This window comes from Streptomyces sp. ADI95-16 (genome assembly GCF_003721495.1).
Lineage (GTDB): Bacteria > Actinomycetota > Actinomycetes > Streptomycetales > Streptomycetaceae > Streptomyces > Streptomyces goshikiensis.
Genome location: NZ_CP033581.1, coordinates 3,643,684 through 3,663,325 on the forward strand (window position 1 = coordinate 3,643,684; position 19,642 = coordinate 3,663,325).

At 71.6% G+C, this 19,642-nt stretch carries 17 protein-coding genes; 5 read left to right on the forward strand and 12 right to left on the reverse strand.

Annotated elements, in window-relative coordinates:
* The first annotated feature begins 65 nt into the window (after positions 1-65).
* From EES41_RS15935 to EES41_RS15945, 3 genes are all read left to right on the forward strand, one after another.
* Positions 66-1,031, forward strand: a complete 966-nt coding sequence (locus EES41_RS15935; RefSeq protein ID WP_123079023.1) for a cupin domain-containing protein — start codon at positions 66-68, stop codon at positions 1,029-1,031.
* The gene (locus tag EES41_RS15940) at positions 1,028-2,920 is read left to right on the forward strand and encodes an ABC transporter ATP-binding protein (protein WP_254211457.1); all 1,893 of its coding nucleotides are present in this window, start codon (positions 1,028-1,030) and stop codon (positions 2,918-2,920) included. The genes EES41_RS15935 and EES41_RS15940 overlap by 4 nt, the downstream gene beginning before the upstream one ends.
* 98 nt (positions 2,921-3,018) lie before the next feature.
* A complete protein-coding gene (locus EES41_RS15945; RefSeq protein WP_123079025.1) occupies positions 3,019-3,243 on the forward strand; it encodes a hypothetical protein in 225 nt (74 codons plus the stop codon).
* A gap of 14 nt (positions 3,244-3,257) precedes the next feature.
* On the opposite strand, the gene EES41_RS15950 is transcribed toward EES41_RS15945, so the two are convergent.
* The 6 genes from EES41_RS15950 to EES41_RS15980 form a co-directional block, all read right to left on the reverse strand.
* Complete coding sequence (locus tag EES41_RS15950) at positions 3,258-6,326, reverse strand: BTAD domain-containing putative transcriptional regulator (RefSeq protein ID WP_254211458.1); 3,069 nt, start codon at positions 6,324-6,326, stop codon at positions 3,258-3,260.
* Positions 6,327-6,585: 259 nt separating this feature from the next.
* A complete protein-coding gene (locus EES41_RS15955; protein ID WP_164495846.1) occupies positions 6,586-6,783 on the reverse strand; it encodes a hypothetical protein in 198 nt (65 codons plus the stop codon).
* Positions 6,784-6,917: 134 nt separating this feature from the next.
* Complete coding sequence (locus EES41_RS42330) at positions 6,918-7,394, reverse strand: hypothetical protein (RefSeq protein ID WP_216827258.1); 477 nt, start codon at positions 7,392-7,394, stop codon at positions 6,918-6,920.
* A 190-nt stretch (positions 7,395-7,584) separates the two neighbouring features.
* Positions 7,585-8,241, reverse strand: a complete 657-nt coding sequence (locus EES41_RS15965) for a contact-dependent growth inhibition system immunity protein (RefSeq protein ID WP_123079030.1) — start codon at positions 8,239-8,241, stop codon at positions 7,585-7,587.
* 22 nt (positions 8,242-8,263) lie between these two features.
* Positions 8,264-9,526 carry an RNase A-like domain-containing protein gene (locus EES41_RS41435; protein ID WP_164495847.1) on the reverse strand — a complete coding sequence of 421 codons (1,263 nt, stop codon included), beginning with the start codon at positions 9,524-9,526 and terminating at the stop codon, positions 8,264-8,266.
* Positions 9,523-9,888, reverse strand: a complete 366-nt coding sequence (locus EES41_RS15980) for a hypothetical protein (protein WP_254211459.1) — start codon at positions 9,886-9,888, stop codon at positions 9,523-9,525. The genes EES41_RS41435 and EES41_RS15980 overlap by 4 nt, the downstream gene beginning before the upstream one ends.
* Before the next feature lie 820 nt (positions 9,889-10,708).
* Here EES41_RS15980 and EES41_RS15985 point away from each other — a divergent pair.
* Positions 10,709-11,179, forward strand: coding sequence for a hypothetical protein (locus EES41_RS15985; RefSeq protein ID WP_164495848.1), 471 nt, complete (start codon positions 10,709-10,711; stop codon positions 11,177-11,179).
* A 51-nt stretch (positions 11,180-11,230) separates the two neighbouring features.
* Here EES41_RS15985 and EES41_RS15990 read toward each other — a convergent pair whose 3' ends face one another.
* The 6 genes from EES41_RS15990 to EES41_RS16015 all read right to left on the reverse strand — a co-directional run bounded on the left by EES41_RS15990 (position 11,231) and on the right by EES41_RS16015 (position 16,724).
* Positions 11,231-11,479: a hypothetical protein gene (locus EES41_RS15990; RefSeq protein ID WP_164495642.1), complete on the reverse strand. Its 249-nt coding sequence runs from the start codon at positions 11,477-11,479 to the stop codon at positions 11,231-11,233.
* Positions 11,480-11,568: 89 nt separating this feature from the next.
* Entirely contained in the window at positions 11,569-12,582 is a 1,014-nt protein-coding gene (locus EES41_RS15995) for an EcsC family protein (protein WP_123079040.1), read from the reverse strand.
* A 152-nt stretch (positions 12,583-12,734) separates the two neighbouring features.
* Complete coding sequence (locus EES41_RS16000; RefSeq protein WP_164495849.1) at positions 12,735-13,025, reverse strand: hypothetical protein; 291 nt, start codon at positions 13,023-13,025, stop codon at positions 12,735-12,737.
* A gap of 93 nt (positions 13,026-13,118) precedes the next feature.
* Positions 13,119-13,493, reverse strand: a complete 375-nt coding sequence (locus EES41_RS16005; RefSeq protein ID WP_164495850.1) for a hypothetical protein — start codon at positions 13,491-13,493, stop codon at positions 13,119-13,121.
* Positions 13,490-15,919 (reverse strand): AAA family ATPase, encoded by a 2,430-nt coding sequence (locus EES41_RS16010; protein ID WP_123079047.1) that lies wholly within the window; start codon positions 15,917-15,919, stop codon positions 13,490-13,492. The genes EES41_RS16005 and EES41_RS16010 overlap by 4 nt, the downstream gene beginning before the upstream one ends.
* 250 nt (positions 15,920-16,169) lie before the next feature.
* Positions 16,170-16,724: a hypothetical protein gene (locus EES41_RS16015; RefSeq protein WP_164495851.1), complete on the reverse strand. Its 555-nt coding sequence runs from the start codon at positions 16,722-16,724 to the stop codon at positions 16,170-16,172.
* A 754-nt stretch (positions 16,725-17,478) separates the two neighbouring features.
* Here EES41_RS16015 and EES41_RS16020 point away from each other — a divergent pair.
* Entirely contained in the window at positions 17,479-19,629 is a 2,151-nt protein-coding gene (locus EES41_RS16020; RefSeq protein ID WP_123079051.1) for a hypothetical protein, read from the forward strand.
* Positions 19,630-19,642: the final 13 nt, after the last annotated feature.

Sequence of the window (19,642 nt, forward strand, 5' to 3'; positions counted from 1 at the left end):
CCCCTGCCCGGCCCGGCCCGGCCCCGGCCACCTGACCCACGTACTCGACACAGAGAAGAGACCCCATGCACCGGGACGAACTCACCCGCTGGGTGGGCGACACGGACGCCTTCCTCGACGGCCACTGGCGCACCGCGCCCGCCGTCTTCCGGCCCGGCACCGGCACCAACGCCGCCGGACCCGCCGCTCCGCTCTCCCTGGAGGAGATCGACGCCGCCGTCGCGGGCGGCCTGCTGCGCGTACCGCACCTCGAACTCGCCCGGGCCGGCGACCCGGTGCACTCCTCCCGCTACACCCGGTCCCGCACCGTCGCCGGGGTCACCACCCCCGGGTACGCCGATCCGCACCGGATACGGGAGCTGCTCGCCGAGGGCGCCACGCTGGTGCTGCGCAACGTCGAGCACTGGCACCCGGCCACGCGGGCGCTGACCGGCCGGCTGGAGGGCGAACTCGGCCGCCGCGTCGAGGCGTTCTTCTTCGTCACCCCGCCGGGGGCACAGGGCCTGGACCTGCACCGCGACGACGCCGACGTACTGCTGCTCCAGGGCACCGGCAGCAAGCGCTGGACGGTGCGCGGCGGCCCCGCCGGCCCCGACTGGGGCCCCGGCGAGGTCGCCGACGCCGGCCCGGCCCTGCTCTCGGACACCCTGCGCCCCGGGGAGGTGCTGTACATCCCGCGGGGTTTCGCCCACGAGGCGGTGGGCGGCGAGGGGCTCTCCTCGCACCTCTCGCTCACGATCCGGGAGGCGGGCACGCAGCAGCTGTTCGCCTCGTTGCAGCGGCTGCTGCTGGACGGGCTGCCGCTGCCGGCCCGCCCGCTGGACGACACCGCCCTGCACGCGGCCGCCGAGCTGCTGCTGGAGCGGTTCCGGACACGGCTGCCGGAGCTGACCGCCGAGGCCCTGCTGGACCACGCGCGCCGGGCGCAGCTCGCCGAGGGCGCGGTGCCCGGGCTCGGCGCGGACCCGGGTATCGCGGCGCTGGCCGCACGGCTCGACGCACCCCGGGACCCGGCGGCGAACGCCGCGTGACCGGCGCCGCCGAAGCCCTGCTCGGCACACCGCAGGCGGGGCGCACGACCCCCGCGCCCGAGCCCGTACCCGACCTCGACCCCGACCCCACGCCCACGCCCGCTCCCTCCGGGCTGCGGCTGCTGCTGACGCGGCATCTGCGGCCCCACCGGGGGCGGCTCGTGGCGGGGGCCGGGCTCGGGCTGGCCGGCGGGCTCGCCGGGCTCGCCGAGCCGATGGCCGCCAAGGCCCTCATCGACCGGCTGGTCGCGGGCGGCTCGCCCACCGCCTCCGCGATCGGGCTGGGCGCCCTGGTGCTGGCCTCCGTACTGATCACGGCGGCCGGCTCGTACCTGCTGGAGCGGACCGCCGAGGGCGTGGTCCGCACCACCCGCGAGCGGCTCGCCGCCCGGGTGCTGCGGCTGCCGGTGGCCGACATGGACCGCCAGCGCCCCGGCGACCTGGTCGCCCGGCTGACCTCCGACACCGGCCAGCTGCGGGCGGCGGCCGGGCAGGCCCTCGCGGTCTGCGCCACCTCCACGCTGATGGTGCTCGGGGGCCTGGCCGCGATGTTCCTGCTGGACCCGGTGCTGGCGGGCGCCACCGTCGGCGTGATCGGCACCGTCTGCGGGCTCGGTTCGCTCACCCTGCCCCGGATCGGCCGGGCGGCCCGCCGCTCCCAGCAGGTCACCGGTGAGCTCGGGGCCACGCTGGAACGGGCGCTCGGCGCCTTCCGTACCGTCAAGGCGAACGGCCTGGAGCGGCGGGAGACCGAGGCCGCCCGCGAGGCCGCCCACCGAGCCTGGCGCAGCGGGGTGCGGGCCGTCGGCTGGGAGGCCGCCGTCGAGGTCGCCTCCGGGCTCTCCGTACGGCTGGCGTTCCTCACCGTGCTGGGCTTCGGCGGGACCCGGGTGGCCACCGGGCAGATGACCATGTCGGCGCTGGTCGCCTTCCTCTTCTACGTCCTGTTCATCGGCCCGCTGCTCACCCAGCTCGCCGGGAGCGCGGGGCTGGTGCAGCGGGGCTCGGCCGCGGCCCTGCGCATCCACGAGATCGAGTGCCTGGCCATCGAGCCGGTAGCGGACGCGGAGCCGTCTGCGGACCCGTCTGCGAACCCGTCTGCGGACCCGTCTGCGGACCCTGCCGCGGCCCCCGCCGCGGGGCGGGCCGCGCCGCTCGCGCTGGAGCTGCGCGGCGTCCGCTTCGGGTACCCGGGGCGGGACACCACCGTCCTCGACGGCCTGTCGCTCGACGTCCCGGCGGGCGGGCTCACCGCGCTCGTCGGCCCGTCAGGCGCCGGCAAGAGCACCGTGTTCGCGCTGCTGGAGCGGTTCTACGAGCCCACCTCGGGCCGGATCCTGCTCGACGGCCGCGACGTACGGGACTGGCCGCTGACCGGCCTGCGCGCCACCATCGGGTACGTGGAGCAGGACGCCCCGGTGCTGTCCGGCACCCTGCGGGACAACCTGCTGCGGTCGGCGCCCCGGGCCTCGCCCGAGGAGCTGCGGGCGGTCCTCGCGCTGACCCGGCTGGACGGGCTCGTGGAGCGGCTGCCCGCCGGCCTGGACACCGAACTCGGGCACCGCGGCACGGCCCTGTCGGGCGGTCAGCGCCAGCGCGTGGCCATCGCGCGCGCCCTGCTGCGCCGGCCCAGGCTGCTGCTGCTGGACGAGGCGACCTCGCAGCTGGACGCCGAGAACGAGCGGGCGCTGCGCGACGCGGTCGCGGACATCGCCCGGGAGACGACGGTCGTGGTGATCGCACACCGGCTGTCCACCGTCACCGACGCCCGCCGGATCGTGGTCCTGGAGGACGGGCGGGCGCGCGCGACCGGGACGCACCGGGAGCTGCTCGCCTCGGACGAGCTGTACGCGCGGCTGGTGCGCACGCAGCTGCTGGACCGCCCGTGACCCCGGACTCCAAGACGTTGATCCGGCATCGATCCGGGATTGACCCACGCTTCGGATACTGGTCCCGACCACGCTCCTCCGACGAAGGACTGATCGACATGACCGGTACGCAGAAGCCCACCACCGCCCCCTCCTCCCGCGTCCGGCGGGCCGCCGCCGCCCTCGTGACGGGCGGCCTGGCCCTGGGCCTCGTACTGGGCGGGGCCGCCGCGGCGAGCGCCGACGTACCGCCGCCGCCCGCGCCGTACGTCGGCGCCGAACTCGGCGACCTGGCACCCCCGCACGGCCTCCAGGAGGGGAACTGGAACAGCACGGGCTCCTGACGCGGGGCGGCGGCTCAGGCGGGCAGCCCCGCCAGGAGTTCCTCGACGTCCGCCACGTCCGGCAGGCCGAGCTTGGCGAACAGCGCCGACGCGCTGAGCAGCCGGCTCCTGGCCTCCTCGGCGCGGCCGCACTCGGCCAGCGTCCGGCCGAGCACCACCAGCGCGTGCCCGCTGTCCCGGTCGGAGCCGAGGTCGCGGCACAGCGACAGCGCCGCCTCCGCCTGCTCCTGGGCTTCCGCGTGCCGGCCCACCGCGCGCAGCGTGTCGGCCATCCGGTACCGGGCGTGCGCCACCCGCTGGCGGATTCCGGCGGGCCCGGCGACGGCCAGGCAGTCCCCGTACCGCGCGATCGCCTCCTCGTACCGGCCCGTGGCGTGCAGCGCCAGCCCGAGGACGTACAGGGCGTAACAGATGCCGTGCCGGTCGTCCATCTCCCGCAGCCCCGGCAGTACGGCCTCGCAGGCCGGGACGGCCTCGTGGGCGCGGCCGCTGCGGACCCGGGCGAGGGCCGCGTTGACGGTGGTGGCGTACTCGCCGGAGCGGTGGTCGAGTTCCCTGGCGAGCGCGATGGCCTCGTCGAAGCACGCGATGGCCTCGTCGAAGCGGCGCAGGAACTGGGCGACCAGGCCGAGGTCGTTGAGGGCCTGGCGCAGCACCACGGTGTCACCGGCCTCGCGGCAGGCCAGTACGGCGAGCCGCGCCTCGGTCTCGGCCTCCGCGAGCCGGGTGTCCTTGAGCGCGATCGTCCCGCACAGGAAGCGGGCGCGCCCCTCGGCCTTGCGGTCGCCGTGCCGGGCGGCGGCCTCGGCGAGCAGCAGGCCGGTGGGGGCGAGCTGGCCGTAGCGGGTGTCCTGGTGGAAGGGGCTCAGGGCGATCAGCAGGTCGATGGCGGCGCGCAGCCGCCCGCGCCAGGCGGGGTGGCCGGGCCGGGCGCAGGCCGCGATCTGCGCCGCCAGCGCGAGGGCCGTCTCCGATTCGGTCAGCGCCCAGGTCCGGGCGGGCTCCAGCCCGGCGAAGGACAGCGGTTGCGCGTGCAGCGGGCCGAGCGCCCCCGCGACGGGGTCGCCGGGTACGGCGTGCCGGAACGCCGCGCAGGCGGTGGCGAGGAGGTGGTCGAGGAGCCCGTCGAGGGCGCCCGCCAGCTCGGCGCGGTCGACGCCGGCGCCGGCGTCGGCACCGGCACCGGCTCCCGCTCCGGCACCGGCTCCGGCACCCGCGCACTGGCGGCCGAAGGTGCGCAGCAGGTCGTGGAAGCGGTACCGGCCGGGCGTCGGGGACTCCAGCATCGCCACGTCCACCAGGGATTCCAGTACCTCCTCCACATGGAACTCATCGGCCCCCAGTGCCGCCGCGGCGGAGGTCAGGCCGATGCCGGGGCCGTCGAGGCAGGCCAGCACCCGGAAGGCGCGCGCCTGTTCGGCGGAGAGCTGGCGGTAGCCGAGCTCGAAGACTGGGGCGATGGCCAGGTCGCCGACGCGCAGCTCGTTGAGGCGGCGGCGCTCGTCGGCCAGCCGGGCGGTGAGCAGGGCGACCGTCCAGCTGGGGCGGGCGGCGAGCCGGGCGGCCACGATCCGGACGGCCAGGGGCAGGAACCCGCAGGTGGCGACGAGCTCGCGGGCGGTGTCGGGTTCGGCGTCCAGCCGGTCGCGGCCGATCACCCGGCCGAACAGCTCCAGCGCCTCGGGGAGCTCGAAGACGTCCAGGTCGGCCTGGTGCCGGGCGGGCAGCCCCGCCAGCCGGGGCCTGCTGGTGACCAGGACGGCGCACCGGCCGGGGCCGGGCAGCAGCGGGCGCACCTGGGCGGCGTCGCGCGCGTTGTCGAGCACGACCAGCATCCGGCGGCCGGCGGTCATCGACCGGAACAGCGCCGCCCGGCCCTCGACGTCGGCGGGCAGGGCCTCGGCGGTGACCCCGAGCGCGGCGAGGAAGCCGACCAGGACGTGGCCGGGGTCGCAGGGGTCGTGGGCGTCGGTGCCGCGCAGGTCGGCGTACAGCTGGCCGTCGGGGAAGCGGTCCCGTACCCGGTCGGCGGTGTGGAGGGCGAGGGCGGTCTTGCCGACGCCGCCCATGCCGGAGATCAGCGCGACGGCCGGCCCGCTGTCGCCGGCCGGGGTCAGGGCCTCGGCGAGGCGTCGTACGAGGGCGGCCCGGCCGGTGAAGTCACCGGGTGCGCTGGGCGTCTGCGCGGGCACGGGCGGCGCCTCCGGCTCGGGCTCCGGCCCGCCCCCGCCCTCCGCCACGGCGGCGGCAGCGACACCGGCGGCGGCAGCGGCCGGCGCGAGCCCGCCCGTCAGGACGACGGCGCCGCCCCGGCGCCCGCCGTCCTCAGCCCCGGCGAGTTCCTGGTCGCCGCTCAGGATGCGCTGGTGCAGCGACACCAGCTCCGGTCCGGGCTCCAGGCCGATCTCGCTGATCAGGCCCTGGCGGGCGGTACGGAACAGGTTCAGGGCGTCGGCCTGGCGGCCCGTCCGGCACAGGGCCCGCATCAGGAGCGCCACGGGGCGCTCCCGCAGCGGGTGTTCGGAGGTCAGCAGCCGCAGGTCGGGCACGGCCGCGGCCTCGCCGCCCGCCTCGATGTCCAGCTCCAGGCGGTCCTCCAGGAGGCGCAGCCGCAGCTCCTCCAGACGGGACCGCTGGCGCTCCGCGTACGGCCCCGGCAGCGCGGCCAGCGGCTCCCCCTGCCACAGCCCGAGCGCCTCCCGCAGCAGCTTCGCGGCCGCCTCGCGCCGCCCCGCGCCCCGCTCGACGGCGGCCCGGGCGGCCAGCTCCTCGGCCTCCTGCACGTCGAGGCACGGCTTCTCCAGCACGAGCCGGTACCCGTCCCCGACGGAGACGAGCACCCCGGGCTCCGCCAGCACCTTCCGCCACCGCCAGGCGTACGTCCGCAGGGTGGTCACGGCCGCGTGCGGCGGCTCCTCACCCCACAGCGCGTCGATGAGCTCCCCGAGCCCGGCCCCGTGCCCGGACCGCAGCAACAACACGGCCAGCATGGCCTGCTGCTGCGGCGTCCCCGTCCCGAGCCGCTCGTCCCCCCGATGGGCCCGCATCGGCCCCAGCAGCTCGAACCGCAACCCTGCCGTCATTCCGCCCCCTGTAGTCGCCTGCTCCCCCGGCGTGATCCCCGATCATGTCAAGCGCCCGTCCGACCCGGCCCAACCCAGGACGCCTTGACCACAACCCCACCCCAAACCCCCGCAAACCCACACACCCCACCGCCGACCCCGAAACCCCCCGCCGCCCATCAGGAGGGCCCAAACCCCCATCGGGTTGCCTACACCCCCCAACCACTCCCGCCCCGAGGCCCCGTCGGGCGGCTCGGTGACGTCACGGAGCAGGCGAGTGTCACGCATCCAGCACGTCGTCACCGGAGCAGTGGCGAATGGCGTTGGGATAGGCGGTGCGCTCCCGATACATCACCACGCGTCCCCTGAGTGCGCTGATCTGCCAGGAACCACCGAGGTTCCGCGCAAGGAGCCGGAAGGCCGCGTCAGCGGTCAGCGCACCTTGGGGCGCCTCGAAGAGGGCCGCCTCGGAATACACGGAGTCCAATTCACCTGCGGGCGGCTGCTGAGGCTGATCCCTCGTACTCGGTTTCCACGCCCCCAGACCTCGCGCAGGCCCGGTACGCGGCTCCCATCGCGCACCAGGCCGGTGGTGTCGCCACCGAGACGCAGTCAGGCCTGTTCCCACGGTGCGGGATTCGGGCGGCGGTGCCACCACCAGCCGAGCGGCGTCTGCTCTGCGGCGCCGCCGGTCAGCTCTCTGCGGAGACTCCCTGACGGGTCATCCTCCGTCGCAGCGGTAAACCGCTTGTCCAGCTGCTCCAATGCCTCGTCGAGCAGGGCGATGACCTTCTCCCAAGCCACCAGGTTGCCCTTCGCGGTCCACACGGGGCTGCCGGTGCCGTCGTCGAGGGAAAGCCTCGCGAGGCCCGAGGCAGCCTGCCGCACCTTTGTTCGTGAAGCCTCGGCTGCAAGGCGCTCGGTGAGCTCAGCGCCATCTGGCTCGAGATCGCCCTGGGCCGTCCGCTGCTCGCGGCGTACGCCGAAGGCGTCACCTCCATACAGGCCGGTCCGGGCGCCGACGAGGCCAAAACGACTGCGCGGCATCAAGGCCCGCCAAAGCCGCTCGGCGGTCCTGGTCACCGACACCGCGTCGCCTCCTGAAGTGGCCAAGCTTCACGCCGCCTTCGGCAAGGCCCATCGCGAGGATCCGGGCGCGACAACTGGGGCCGAGCAAGGCGATCGACCGCCTGCGGCCAAGCTGCTCGGCAACACCCGGCAGAGGCTCCGCCTGGGCGAGCTGGGAATCGAGCACCAGCGAGTGCCTACTACCTGCCACTCATCCCTGGGGGTGGTGGAGAATAATCTCCCGCACATCCATCAACCATTGACGCAGCCGCACACCCTGCGGCGGGAGAATACTGAGCCCCAGCGTAGCCGCCGACTTCTTGAGCAGTTGATCCGATTCATTCAGGATCAGGAAATCTTTGATCTCGCCCGCCACCTGCCAGAGGTCACTCTCCTCAGCGCCTGAAACATAGTCGTCCAGAGCCTCTCCGTGCGATGAGTACTCCAGCGAGAAATCTTGATGGAAATACGCTGCCAACAAGTGCGAGAGCTCAGGAAAGCGTTCCCTCCATTCCCACTTGGTCTGAGGAGGCAACCCAGAGGGGGACACCGGCTCCGCAAGGAACCGACGGAGGTGCCCGCCGATTACGGCAAGGCACCCCTCCACCGTCCCCCCGCGGGGAGGGCGGATGTGAGGCAAGAGATCGACGTCATCCGCGATCTCATCATTGAACAGGCCAGTCTCTAGGAGATCGTCGATTTCCGCTGCCGCCTCGGCTGCACGCGCGGGATCGCGCGTGGCTTGCCTGAGGTAGGCACTGAGCGCAACTCCACTACGCTTCTCCGTGTCATCGAAGACATAACCAGTCTCTTCATAAGAGGACAGGAGCTCACGCAGCTCACGAAAACGGTCGTTCGAAGGTGTCACCTGTTCGTGCCTTACTCTCGCGCTACGGAATGGGATATGAAGTGAGAACTCGGTAGCCGCTCGCAGCGGATGGATCACGTTTCAGGACCACCTGCACGCCGTTCACCCATTGCGCGGCGGTTCCGCGCTTAAAGTTCTCTCGGGTGAGAACCATGCCGGTGGCGTCGTCGAAACGCATAGAGAAATCTACCTTCGTACTCTTGGGTTTAGCGAGCCATTCTTCGATTTTCCTCTGGTGTCTCAGCACCGCAGCATCAGTGAATCTCTGGGCCGAATCCTCGCCTATGTACCTTGACGCCGCATCCATCTTTGGGTTTAGTCGAAGGCGCGTACGCAGGTCACGCGTAGTCATCTTCACGTGCCGCTCAATGGTATGCGAGCCGTTGATCCCTTCGTCACCCGGGACATCGGCACGATATTTGGGATTGACTGGTCCCTTGCGTTTGTTACGAGGCCACGCGTTCGGCTCTCCGTCGCGCAGGAGCATGCCGAGATCGCCCGCTTCGGCCCCGAGCCCGCTAGGAAACGCAAATTCCGGGGTGTAGCCCGGCAGGCGTACACCGCCCAGAAGACTGCCCCAGCCGCCTCCCTCCCTTGCGAGCTGGAACGCCTTCCCGGCTCCGCCGAAGGCTCCGCCGGCGAAGGCTCCGTAGACTCCGGCATCCTGCGCCTCGTCAAGGTTGAAGCCGGTCTGGAGTCCCGTGGCTATCTTGAGCGGTTGGGCGACGGCGAGGTCGACGGTGACGGACTCGATGCCCGCGATGGCCGCAGTCGCAAAGACGGTGCCGGCGATGGCGGCAACCTCGGTCGTGAGGGCTACGCCCACGGTTGCGGCCAGCTCGACGATGGTGGCGGTGGCTGCCGCCGCGGCGACTTCGGTGGCACCAAGGGTGAAGAACGCCAGGGCCGTGCCGGCGACGATGACAGCGCCGGCGATCTCCAGTTCGCGGTCGAGCTTCTTCTTCGCGTCGGCTACGGCATCGGCGTACTGGTCGATCCCGTCTGCCAGGGAGCGGGGGCCGTCGACGAGGTCCTGGAGCCACCCCTTCTTGTCCCGGTAGTAGCGGGCCCAGAAGGGGTCGGCGAAGGCGGAAATGGCCTCGCCGGTGTTGTTGTGAATCAGCGTCTGCGCCGCCTTGTTGGCGGCTGCCGCGACGTCTTCCATGTCGTCAGCGAAGGTCCGCCAGGCGTTCGCGATGGCGCGCAGCTTGCCGACGTTGGCGGCGGGCCACTCGATTCCGGTGACGTCGGTGACGATCTCCCGGACCTTGTCACCGGTACTCACTGCTGGTGGCCCGGGCCGTCGGATCCCCCGTGGGGCGCGGGGGCGACCTTGCGGAAGATGGCCCCGACCAGGGCATCGTTCTCTATATGGCCATCTGCCATGTCGGTCATCGCCGTATGGATGCTCGCCAAGCCCTCCTGGATGATGCCTGCAGACTTCTCGATCCGGGCGGCGATGGGCCCGTACTTCTCGTGGAACTCCTTGCCTGGGCCGTCGTCTCCCCACGCGGCCCCCGCCTTCGCCAGCGACGCGGCAAGCGTGCCCAGCGCCGTGCCGAGCGCCTTGCTCTGATCGTGAAACACCGGCGCTGTCGCCTTCAGATCAGCCGTCTTGATGTCGAGGATCTCACCCTCGTCCCCCACCGCGTCCCCTCTCGTTGCAATCGCAGCCATACGACCCTAGCCGCGACCGATCGTTCGCAACTGCGGACAACTCAAAGAGCGAGCAAAGATCCACTTGTCCTGCTCAGGGGAAAGCGAGGTGGAACCGCATCAGCCGGTCCAACCGCCATCCTCGTCTGGACCCGGCGCCGAGCGATGCGTCCGAGAGGTCCGTCAGGCCAGCCCATGGACGACGAGCCGGTTCCGCTCTCCCTCAAAGATGCCGGTCAGGATGTTGGCCTCCTGCCAGTGCCCGCCGAAGAGACCCCGCTGATCGACGGCTTGCTTCCGTCATCGCAGCAGACCAACCAGCCCCGCCACGAGTCACTCACTGGCCAAGGAGAGGGCTCTAGCCGTATCGCCCTGCGCTGGCCGCCGTGTGCGTCGGGTGGCATGGTGCCCTCGGCCCGGTGGGGTCTTGCCCGCAGCCAAGATCACCCACAGAGTCGGGGCCTGAGCCAGCGCGCACCTGTCTCCGCCTACGGATCATGCACCACCCGCTACACTGACCGCGGTGGCCCGGCCTCACAGCCAGGCGTCCACGCCTCGCCTTCGTGGGATCTGTGGGAAATCAGATCGCCGCAGAACAGGGTGAATGCGCTGGCAGGCCACCAAACGCGCCAGGGCATTTTTCCCAACGAGCTTCCGGGTTCGCGCAGGTCACGCCAGGCCCCACGTCCTCCACGGGCTGCCACTTGGAGCGCTGGCTGGAGCACCTCAGCCCGACCCCCTGGACACGTCAGCTCACCCATCTGGCACCGCAGGGATTGCTACTCAAATAGCAGTACGTGAGGCTTGGGACGTGACACCACACGCCGCCCCTTGGGTGCCCTGGCCCCGCTTCGATCGCCGCGCATATCTCCTCCTGCTGGACGACCAGCGCAGGCTCCTGCTGTGCGGTGGATGCTGCGGCGGCTGGACCGTCCCGCAGGTCCGCATGACGAGCGGAACACAGTTCGTGGAGTCGGCTGTCCGATTCCTGGACGAGCAATTCGGATTGACGAATCCACGCTTCGGCTCCGTCTACGGAGTCCGACAGTCGCGCGCCGGCGACAACTGGGAGTTCGATCGCGTGACGGCGGCACGCGTCTTCATCGTCCGCATCAGCGACGCCGAGGGGGCGGCAATCGAACAGAGATCGCCCGCACACGCTCGATGGGGTGTCGCGGACCTACGAAGGCGGAGGCGGGAGATCCACCCTGAGGGCATCGTCCTGCTGACCACCGGATACGTCGAGGGGTGGATTCCCGGCGGCCCCATCTCTCTTTGTTGAGCTCCTGCGAGTTGTACCCCTGGTTGCCGGGGCCAGCACTTCACCGGGGCGTCAGAACCCGCCCTGCACGAAGAGGATGTCCGAGGGCGAGCCAGTGACCAGCTCCACCTGGTCACGCCAAATGGTCTCGACGATGTCCCTCATCCGACCACCGCGCGACCGCTGGAGCTCCCGCAGGTGGTGCTCATGTGCGCCCTCCCTGGGATGCAGCTGAGCGATGCCCGACCACCACCGCGCCGAGCTGCCGGTCGCCCCCTTCCGATGGCGGCAGGACGCGGCCGCCTTGGAGGACAGCTCCATCATGCAATCATGCACACCGGCCGCGGAGGCGAGGGGGCGCAGCCGACTCCGCAGACACCCCGCCGGGGGCATGGGCCGGCGGCCATCACTTACATGGTGCTGGCCTGGGGGTCATCGTCCCGGTCGGTCGCCAGTGCCGCCGGCAACGGCAGCCCGTACTTGTCGCACAGGAACCGGGTCTGGCAGTACCGCTGGGCGTCGGCGGCCACGCTTCCGAGGACCGCCGAATTCATGCCGGCACCGACGAGAATGCCCACGAACGGCACGACCTTGGCGACGTTCTTGACGGGCACCCTGGAGCCGGCCGGGCCCAGCTGCTGCATCAACTTCTCAAGGCTGGCCAGGAGACGGTGGTCCTGGCGGAGCTTTTGCGACCAGTTCACGCGCCCCTTGACCGCGTCCGCTGCCCGTGCGACGTCACGCAACGGCTTGGCTTTAGCCGCCTGTGCCATGAAGGACCGCTGTACAAGGCGTTCAATGAAGTCCTGCTCCTTGGGGTCCTTGGCGTCGTAGCCGTAGGAGTACGCGATGCGCGCCGCTATCGACGTGCTCAGAACCTGGATGACGAGGATGTCCGCGGTCATCGCGGCGGGGATACCGGCTACGGGGACCATGGCCAGCAGGCCCATGGCTCCGCCTTCGAATGCGCCGGCGGTCCGCCACTTGAGGGTGTTGCGGGTCAGTAGCCGGTCGCAGACCTGGAGGTCCTGCTGCCGCAGTTCGGAGAAACTGTCGATTTCGAAGCCGTGCTTGCGGGCGAGTTCCTCAACGTTCTTCGGGTTGTTGAGATCCATGGCCCAGTCGTTGACCAGCTCGAGCAATGCTGCCGCGCCTGCGAGCGCCGGCCGCAGGGCCGTGTCGGCGACCGCGTCGCCTGCGCGACGGATCGGTTCCGTGACCGCCTCCGGCACAGCGCCCTTGACCCGTCTTACGGCGTTTCCCGCGACCTCACCGGTACGACCGAGCGCGGCGCTTGCCCAGTTCGGCAGACCACGGCGGTCGTTACGGCGCTGCCAGTGCTCATTGAGCGTGTCCCATACCTGCCCCTCGTACGCGGTCATCGGGGTTGCACCGTCGACCAGTGGGTCGGCGTAAGTGCTCATTGAGGTTCTCCATTTCGACTGTGATCGCTGGGGTCCACGATGTCTTGCCAGCCGACACGTGGGTGAAGCCGCAGCAGTGCGGGGGAGGTGTCCGACGTCGACTGCACAGGCCACCTGCGGGTTGGTAATTCACCTCTACCGCCAGGCAACGGTCAGCCTTGGTGATCCTGGTCCCCTTGGGGCAAGAACAGGCCCTGGGTCTTGTTGAGGTGTCTGTACACCGTCGACCAAGGCAGATGAGGGCTCTTGTCGTCGAGCCCTCCGTACGCCTCGGAGCGGGCCTGTGCCTCGGCCTGATTGGCGATGACGTCCTTACCGCTCGCCGAGGCGGTGGCCGCCGAGGTGCCGCTCAGTTCAGCCAGTTCCGTGGTGTAGCAGTCGTATGCGTGGTCCACCGCCCGCTGCTCGCCGGCGAGGATCTCGTCCCGAGTGGTGGTGCTCATGTGCGTCCTCTCTGCGGTGCCGGGGGACACCGCCGCGAGCATGTGCCCGTACCCCGCTGAAACAACTATCAGAAACCGGACGGTGACGAACGGTCAGTGGCTCAGTTCTCGGACGAGGCCGTCGGCCTCGGTCCGCCAGGCCCGCACTTGGTCGTACGTAGGCCCGAGCTCGTACAGGTGGTAGTGGCATCCCAGACTCAGCTGGGACCAGAGCGCCTTCGCCCGCCGGGCCGTCTCGGCCGGCGCGACGGAGTACAGGAGGAGCAGCTTGGCGCGCCCCGTGGTCCGGGACAGACCGGGCGTCGCGGCTTCCAGCACCCGGTCGACGCAGAGCTCCAGCGCGGTCCGCAGCGCGAGGCAGGCGCCGCGGTGCCGACCGGCGGTAGTGGCGTCGGCGAGTTCGCCGTCGAGGAGGCGGTCGGCCGTCAGCAGCAGACCTTCGACGGAAGCAGGGGCAGGGGTGGTCATGCGGTCACCTCCGGCTTGCGGATCTTCTGCGCCAGAGCCTCGACGTCCGTGACGAAGCGGTGGGGGTTGGGGATCGAGCTGCCGTCGGGGTGGGCTCCCTTCTGGCACTGGTGGATCAGGGTGCACGCCGGGCTCCCGTAGCGGCGGCGCACCTCCTCCCTGACGTCGCTACCGCGCTCCACGTCGCCGAAGAGGGCGAAGGCCGCGACCTCGTGGAACCTCTCCGCGCTGTCGATCGCGGCCTGGAGGTCGTGTTCCGATCCGCCGGTGCGGTGGTGTCGGATCCACGCGGCCTCCAGGAAGGCGTTCTCCAGGGCGATCCGGCACAGGCCGGGCAGCACGTGGCTGTACGTCTCGGGGGGAAGGCCCCGGGTGGCGGCGATGGCCCGGGCGTCGCCGATGGCCTGCGCGACCGGGTCGTCGATGCGGTCGACCTTCACCCGAGACCTCTCGCCACGCGTCACCTGGAAGACCGTGACCGGCAGCTCCTGGTCGGTGAACGCCTTCTGCAGACGGGGGTCGTGGGTGAAGACGACGATCTGCCGGTGCCTGCCGATCTCGTGCAGCACCTGGGCGAGTCCGTGCACCTTGGTCGGGTCCATGGACTGCACGGGGTCGTCGATGACGAGGAAGCCGAACGGGCTGTCCGCGGTCGTGGCCCTCGGCAGGAAGAGGGAGAGAGCGAGGGAGTGCAGCTCCCCCTGGCTCATGACGTCGAGCGCGGGGGCGTCCTGGCCGTCGACGGAGGCCGCCATGACGAGCTTGCGGACGTTCGCCTTCTCGCTGCCCTTCAGGCTCACGGCCGTGAGGTCGACGTTGCTTTCCTGCCGCAGGCGCTCCCAAATAGCCTGCGTGGCATCGGTGAAGCGCTCCATGCGCTGCTCCCGCAGCTCGGTGGAGAGGTCCTTGAGCCACTTCACTGCCTTGCGGAGGTTGCTCAGCAGGGGCTTGTCCCGTTCGGTCTCGCGGGCTTTGTCCGCCCAGGCGGCAAGCCGGATGACGAGCGCGCGCCACCGCTCGTCGCGCTCCTCCAGCTCGCGGACTGCGTGCGTCCTCACCGTGTCGCAGGTGTTGGCGAGGACCGTGGCGGCCTCCTCGGCTCTCCGGGCGAGCTCGGCGGGGTCGGTGATCTGCCGGCAGTCGGTCCACGCCTTCCACGGGCCGGCCAGGGCCGCGGGGATCCGCTGGGGGTGCTCGATGAGGTTCTGGAGGTTCCGCGCACCCGTCCGTACGGCGGCGCGCGCGTCGTCGGCGGTCTTCGCCTCGCGGCGCAGCTCCGCCACCTGCCGGGAGGCACGGTCGCACCACTCACGTCCGAGGACCCGTTCCGTTCCGCACGCCGGGCAGACATCGTCGTCGGGGTGCCGGTCTGCGTGGGCGAGGGCCTTCTCCAGCAGGTCGGCGCGCAGCCAGGCGTTCTCGGCGTCGGTGCCGTGGAGGTCCTCCACGTCGGCGAGGGCGATCCGCAGTCGCCGGACGGCTTCCTCGACTTCCGCCAGGTCGGGCCCCTGCACCCCGGCCTCGCTCCGAAGCTCGGCGAGCCGGCTGTCGTCGGCCGGGGGAAGACCGGCGGCGAGCGCGTCGATGGTGTCGAGGTCCAGGGCGCCCGGGGTGTCCACGGCAAGCAGGGCCTGTACGGCGCGGTCGTCGTCCTCCAGCGCGTAGAGGGCGTCCCTCAGGCCGGGCAGGGCCTCCCTCGTCTCCTTCGCGACGGCAGCGAGGGCCTTCTCCCGCGCGCTCAGCCGGTTGGTCGCGGTGGAGAGCAGCTCCATGCCGAGGATGGTGGCGATCGCGTCGTACCGCTCGGACGGCTTGCCGGTGAGCATGAGGTCGAGGTCGGTGTACGAGAGGAACGGCCGGTGGTCGGCGAGGGCCGTGTCCCAGCCCGCCTCGATCAGGGGGACGGTTCCGTGGCCCGGGCGCTTGAAGGTGGCCGCGGAGCTGCCGAACTCCTCGCTCGTCCAGGTGCGGATGAGGGTGCTGTTGCCGGTGTCGCCCTCGATCGCGAGTTTGAGCTCGATCTTGGGGCTGTCGGCGTTGTGGAGGTTGTACCAGTGGCCGCCGCGCGTCGCGTCCTGGCCAGGCCGGTGGACCCGGGTGCCGGTGAAGCCGACCTCAATGGCTTCGGCGAGGCTGGACTTGCCGGAACCGTTGCGACCCACGACGAGGTTGACGCCCGGGCGGGGGGTGAGGCTCAGCCGGGCACGAGGGCCGATGCCGCGGAATCCGTTGACGGCGAGGGAGTCGAGGTAGACGCGCCCCGAGGCGGCGGACGACGTGGTGGTGCCGGCGTCGGCGGTGCCGCTGCCGAGCGCGTCGCGGAGCAGGGCCTTGACGGGGTCGGTGAGAGCCGACTCGGCCAGGCGCGTCGCCACCGTCTCGGCGAGGGGAAGCGCGGTCTGCTGGTGCTGTTCCGTCTCGGTCACGAAGGGCCTCCTGCGCGGTGTGGCGGGATGGGGCGGTGTCGTGCACCACCTGCTGACAGGACGGAACGTTAGAGAGATGGCGAGACTTATCCTCAACGACTGACTGGTAATCGGGGTTATCAACTTTCCCTTCCAGGAACGAAGTTGAGATCCGCCGCCGCCTCCTTCACACTCCTTGGCGTGACGAGGCCCTGGCGCCGGGAAGCTCGGTCGGAGCCGCAGTCGTCCGGCCCGTGCCGTCGTTCAGTCATCACACGAGGGTGAACGTGAGCCCTCCGGAACGCAGTTCGTCCTCGGTTTGGGTGAGGCCACCGCGGTGGGACACCTCCACCGTGTAGAACTTCGAGCCCTGAGGTATCCCCTCGATCGTGAACGGGAACTCGCATCCCAGCGCGGCCTTCTTCCCGCCTTCCAGTTCGCCGGTGGCGACGAGAGTGCCGTCTGCACCGGTGACGTTGACCTGCGCACCGCGCTGGATGTCCGAGTAGCCGTCCAGCCCGGTGCAGCCCTCTCCCTCCTCAAGGAAGGAGAGGGAGGAATCGGCGAGGGTGAGCGTGCCGCTCGTCCCGAAGGTCTTCTCGGCGGAGGCAGCGGCGCCGCCGGACAGGGAGACGATCAGCCAGCAGCCACCCGTGACCGCGGCGCCGAGGGCCAGGCCGACGGCGAGGATCGCAGGGCGGGATAGCCGGGACCAACGCAAGGCGTCCGCCGGGGCGTTGCGAGCGGGGGCCGGCCCTTCGCCCCCGGACACGGGCGGTTGCGGAGGCGGCGGGATGCTCGGGGGCTGTTCGGGAGGAGTGGCCATTCGGACGGTCCTTCCATCGGGGGCGCGGCGGGGGCATCGGTGGCGAGGACTACAAGCCCGGGCGCGCCCTTGGTCACCTGGTCGGTGACGATCCCCAGCCGGCCACGGGACGCGGGGCGGGGCGTCCAGGGCAAGGGGAGAACGGCGGCCCACGGTTCCTCCGGTTCGGGACGAGGGGAGCGATCGCTTCGGGCCGGAGCGAGGCAGAAGCCCGGATCGGTGGCCGGGGGCTCGTGTGCGCGCGTGGTCTCCGCGGCCCGGGAGGGCGTGGTGACCGTGGGCGCGTGCCGCTCCCGGCCGGCCTTGTCCTCGGTGGCGTCGAGGCTGCCGATCGCCACGCCGACGATCAGGGCGACGAACGCCGTCACGCCGTGGGTCAGCCACGCCTTCGCCCGGGACGGCCTGCGTGGGGGGCAGGCAGCATCGGCGGCGGCACGGGGCCCCAGCCGGGGCCGGAGTGACGGGGGCCAGACTGCATTGGGAATGTGCCGGTCATGACGGGGCTCCCTGCTTCCGGGGATCGCGTGGTCGTCACGCAATCGGCCTGGGAATGAGGGGAACCTGCCACTCCACGCGAAGGAGGCGCCTCCGTCATCTCGATAAGAGGGGTTACCAGGCAGTCGATGGATCTTTTCTTGATCGACGGTAGGCTTTCTGTCGTCCGTCGCCGACGGCTCCTGGAGCCGTCACGGCGGACGCGATTCCGCGGAGCTCCGTGGACGTCCGCGAAAGCCCACGGCACGGAGGAGGACCAATGAGCAGCCCGACGCCTGTCGACGACTCCCCCATCCTGCCGGGCCCGCTCTCCTGGCGTATCGGTTACGCCGAGATCGCCGCCCTCGCCCAGGTAAAGCGGCCCGTCCCCACCACCTGGAGCCGGCGCCACTCCGACTTCCCCGCACCGGTGACCCGCGAGAGCGGCAGCCCGCTCTTCGATGCCCGGGAGGTCGTCGACTGGCTGATCCGGACCGGCCGCGGCAACGCCGAGCCCCGCCGCCTGCGAGCCGAGGCGGCCCTGCACACCCTCTCTGCCTGGCGGTCCTCCGGCCTCTCCGCCCCCGTTCTGGTGGGTGCACTGACGGCCTTGATCTGCCTGCGCCAGCAGTACGACGCTCCCGTCAGCGAGCACGCCTGGGGCGACCTCCTCGATCAGGCCGCCGACCTCGACGCTGAGGACACCTTCCTCCTCTCCGAGCTGCGGGCCGTCCCCGACCCGGACCACCTGGGCCCGGCCCTGGGGGCGCTCGCCGACGAGCTAACCGAGGCCGCCTACACCCCCGCCGAAGCCTTCGGCTGGGTTCTGGATGCCCGCCGTCGCCTCGGCTCCCACGACCTCGCCGCCGACGAACCCACCCCTGTGGTGGCCCGCGCCCTCGCGGCCCTGGCCGGCGTCGACACCCTGACCGACGAGGCCGTCCTCGCCACCCCGTACGCCCGCAGCGGCGACCTGCTCGCCGCCCTGCACACGACGGCGCCAGAGGACTCCGGCCACACCTACCTCGCGGCGGAACCCGACTCGGCGCTCGCCCGCCTCGTCCGGCGCCGGATGCTCGTCCGGGGCGTCTTCGAGTTCTTGCTCGACGTCACCGAGGGCGAGAAGCTGTCCACGGACGACTGGGGCGACCCCGACGTACTGGTCTGCGTCCTCCCGTACGAGGCGAGCGAGACCCGCAGCGCCCGCCGGACCCTGGAGCGGATCCAGGACCTCACCGACTACCTCGGCGACAGCTCGACGGCGGTCGTCCTCGGCCCGGCCGACGCGCTCGTCCGCTCGCTGCCCCGGCACAGCGACGCGGACCGGCTGCGTCGCTCCTTCCTGGGCGAGGGCCTTCTCAAGGCGGCGATCAGCCTGCCCGACGGAGCGTTCGCCTACCGCCCCGGCTACCGCACCGCTGTCTGGATCCTCGCCCGCACCCCCGAGGACGAGCGCGCGGGCCGTGTCCTCCTCGCCGACTACTCCGCCCAGCCGCTCACCGAGCCGGTCCTCGACGTGCTCGCCGAGGACATCGCCATCTGGCGAGCCTCCGCATGGCGTGGCGACCGCCGCCACGAGTTCCGCCATGCGGTCGTCGTGCCGGCGAAGGATCTCGACGACCGGCCGGGCTCTGCCTTCACACCCCAGCACCGCTCACCCGAATCCCGGTACACCAGGGCCGTCGTAGAACGCCCCGCCCGCATCGCCGACGTGGAGCGGCACCTCGCCGAACTCGACGAGCGGGCGACGCGCCGGGCCGGCATCGACGGCCCTCTTAAGACCGGGGCCGTACTACGCCCCGAAGACCAGCCGGCCCGTCGCACGACCGTCCGTCGTCTCCTCAAGGACCGCCGCCTGCGCCGCCGCCCCGGCCACCGCATCGCCCCCGAGCACCTCGCGGCCGACGGGCACTACGCGGTGATCGGGCCGGAGGAGATCCTCGGCGCCTCGCGGTTCGGCAGCCGCCGCATCGACCGGGGCCTGGTCCTCACGGCGTACGAGCACGTCCAGTTCACCGAGCCGGGCGACCTCGTCGTCACCACCAGCCCGCGCTTCGGCGTCCACGTCGACACCGAGGGCCTGTCGGTCGTCGTCGCCCCCGCCCGCATCCTGCGCGTCCATCCCGACGCCGACCCCCCGGTGCGGCCCCGGGTCCTGGCGGCACTGCTGCGGGCTTCCGCCTACGACCACGGCCGCACCAGCGGGGCCGTACGCGCGTCGCGCGGCATCGAAGACCTGAGCGTCCCGGACCTGGGGCGCGAGGAGCTGGAACGGTACGAGGCCGTGCTCGCCGAGATCGAGCGTCGGGCGGAGCTGCTGCGACAACAGTCCGAGGAGCTCGACGACCTGGCCCGCATCACGGCCGCCGGCATGGCCGACGGCACCTTGACCATCCAGAACCTGCCCGAACTTCCCGGAACCGACGACTGAAGGAGACGGCCCA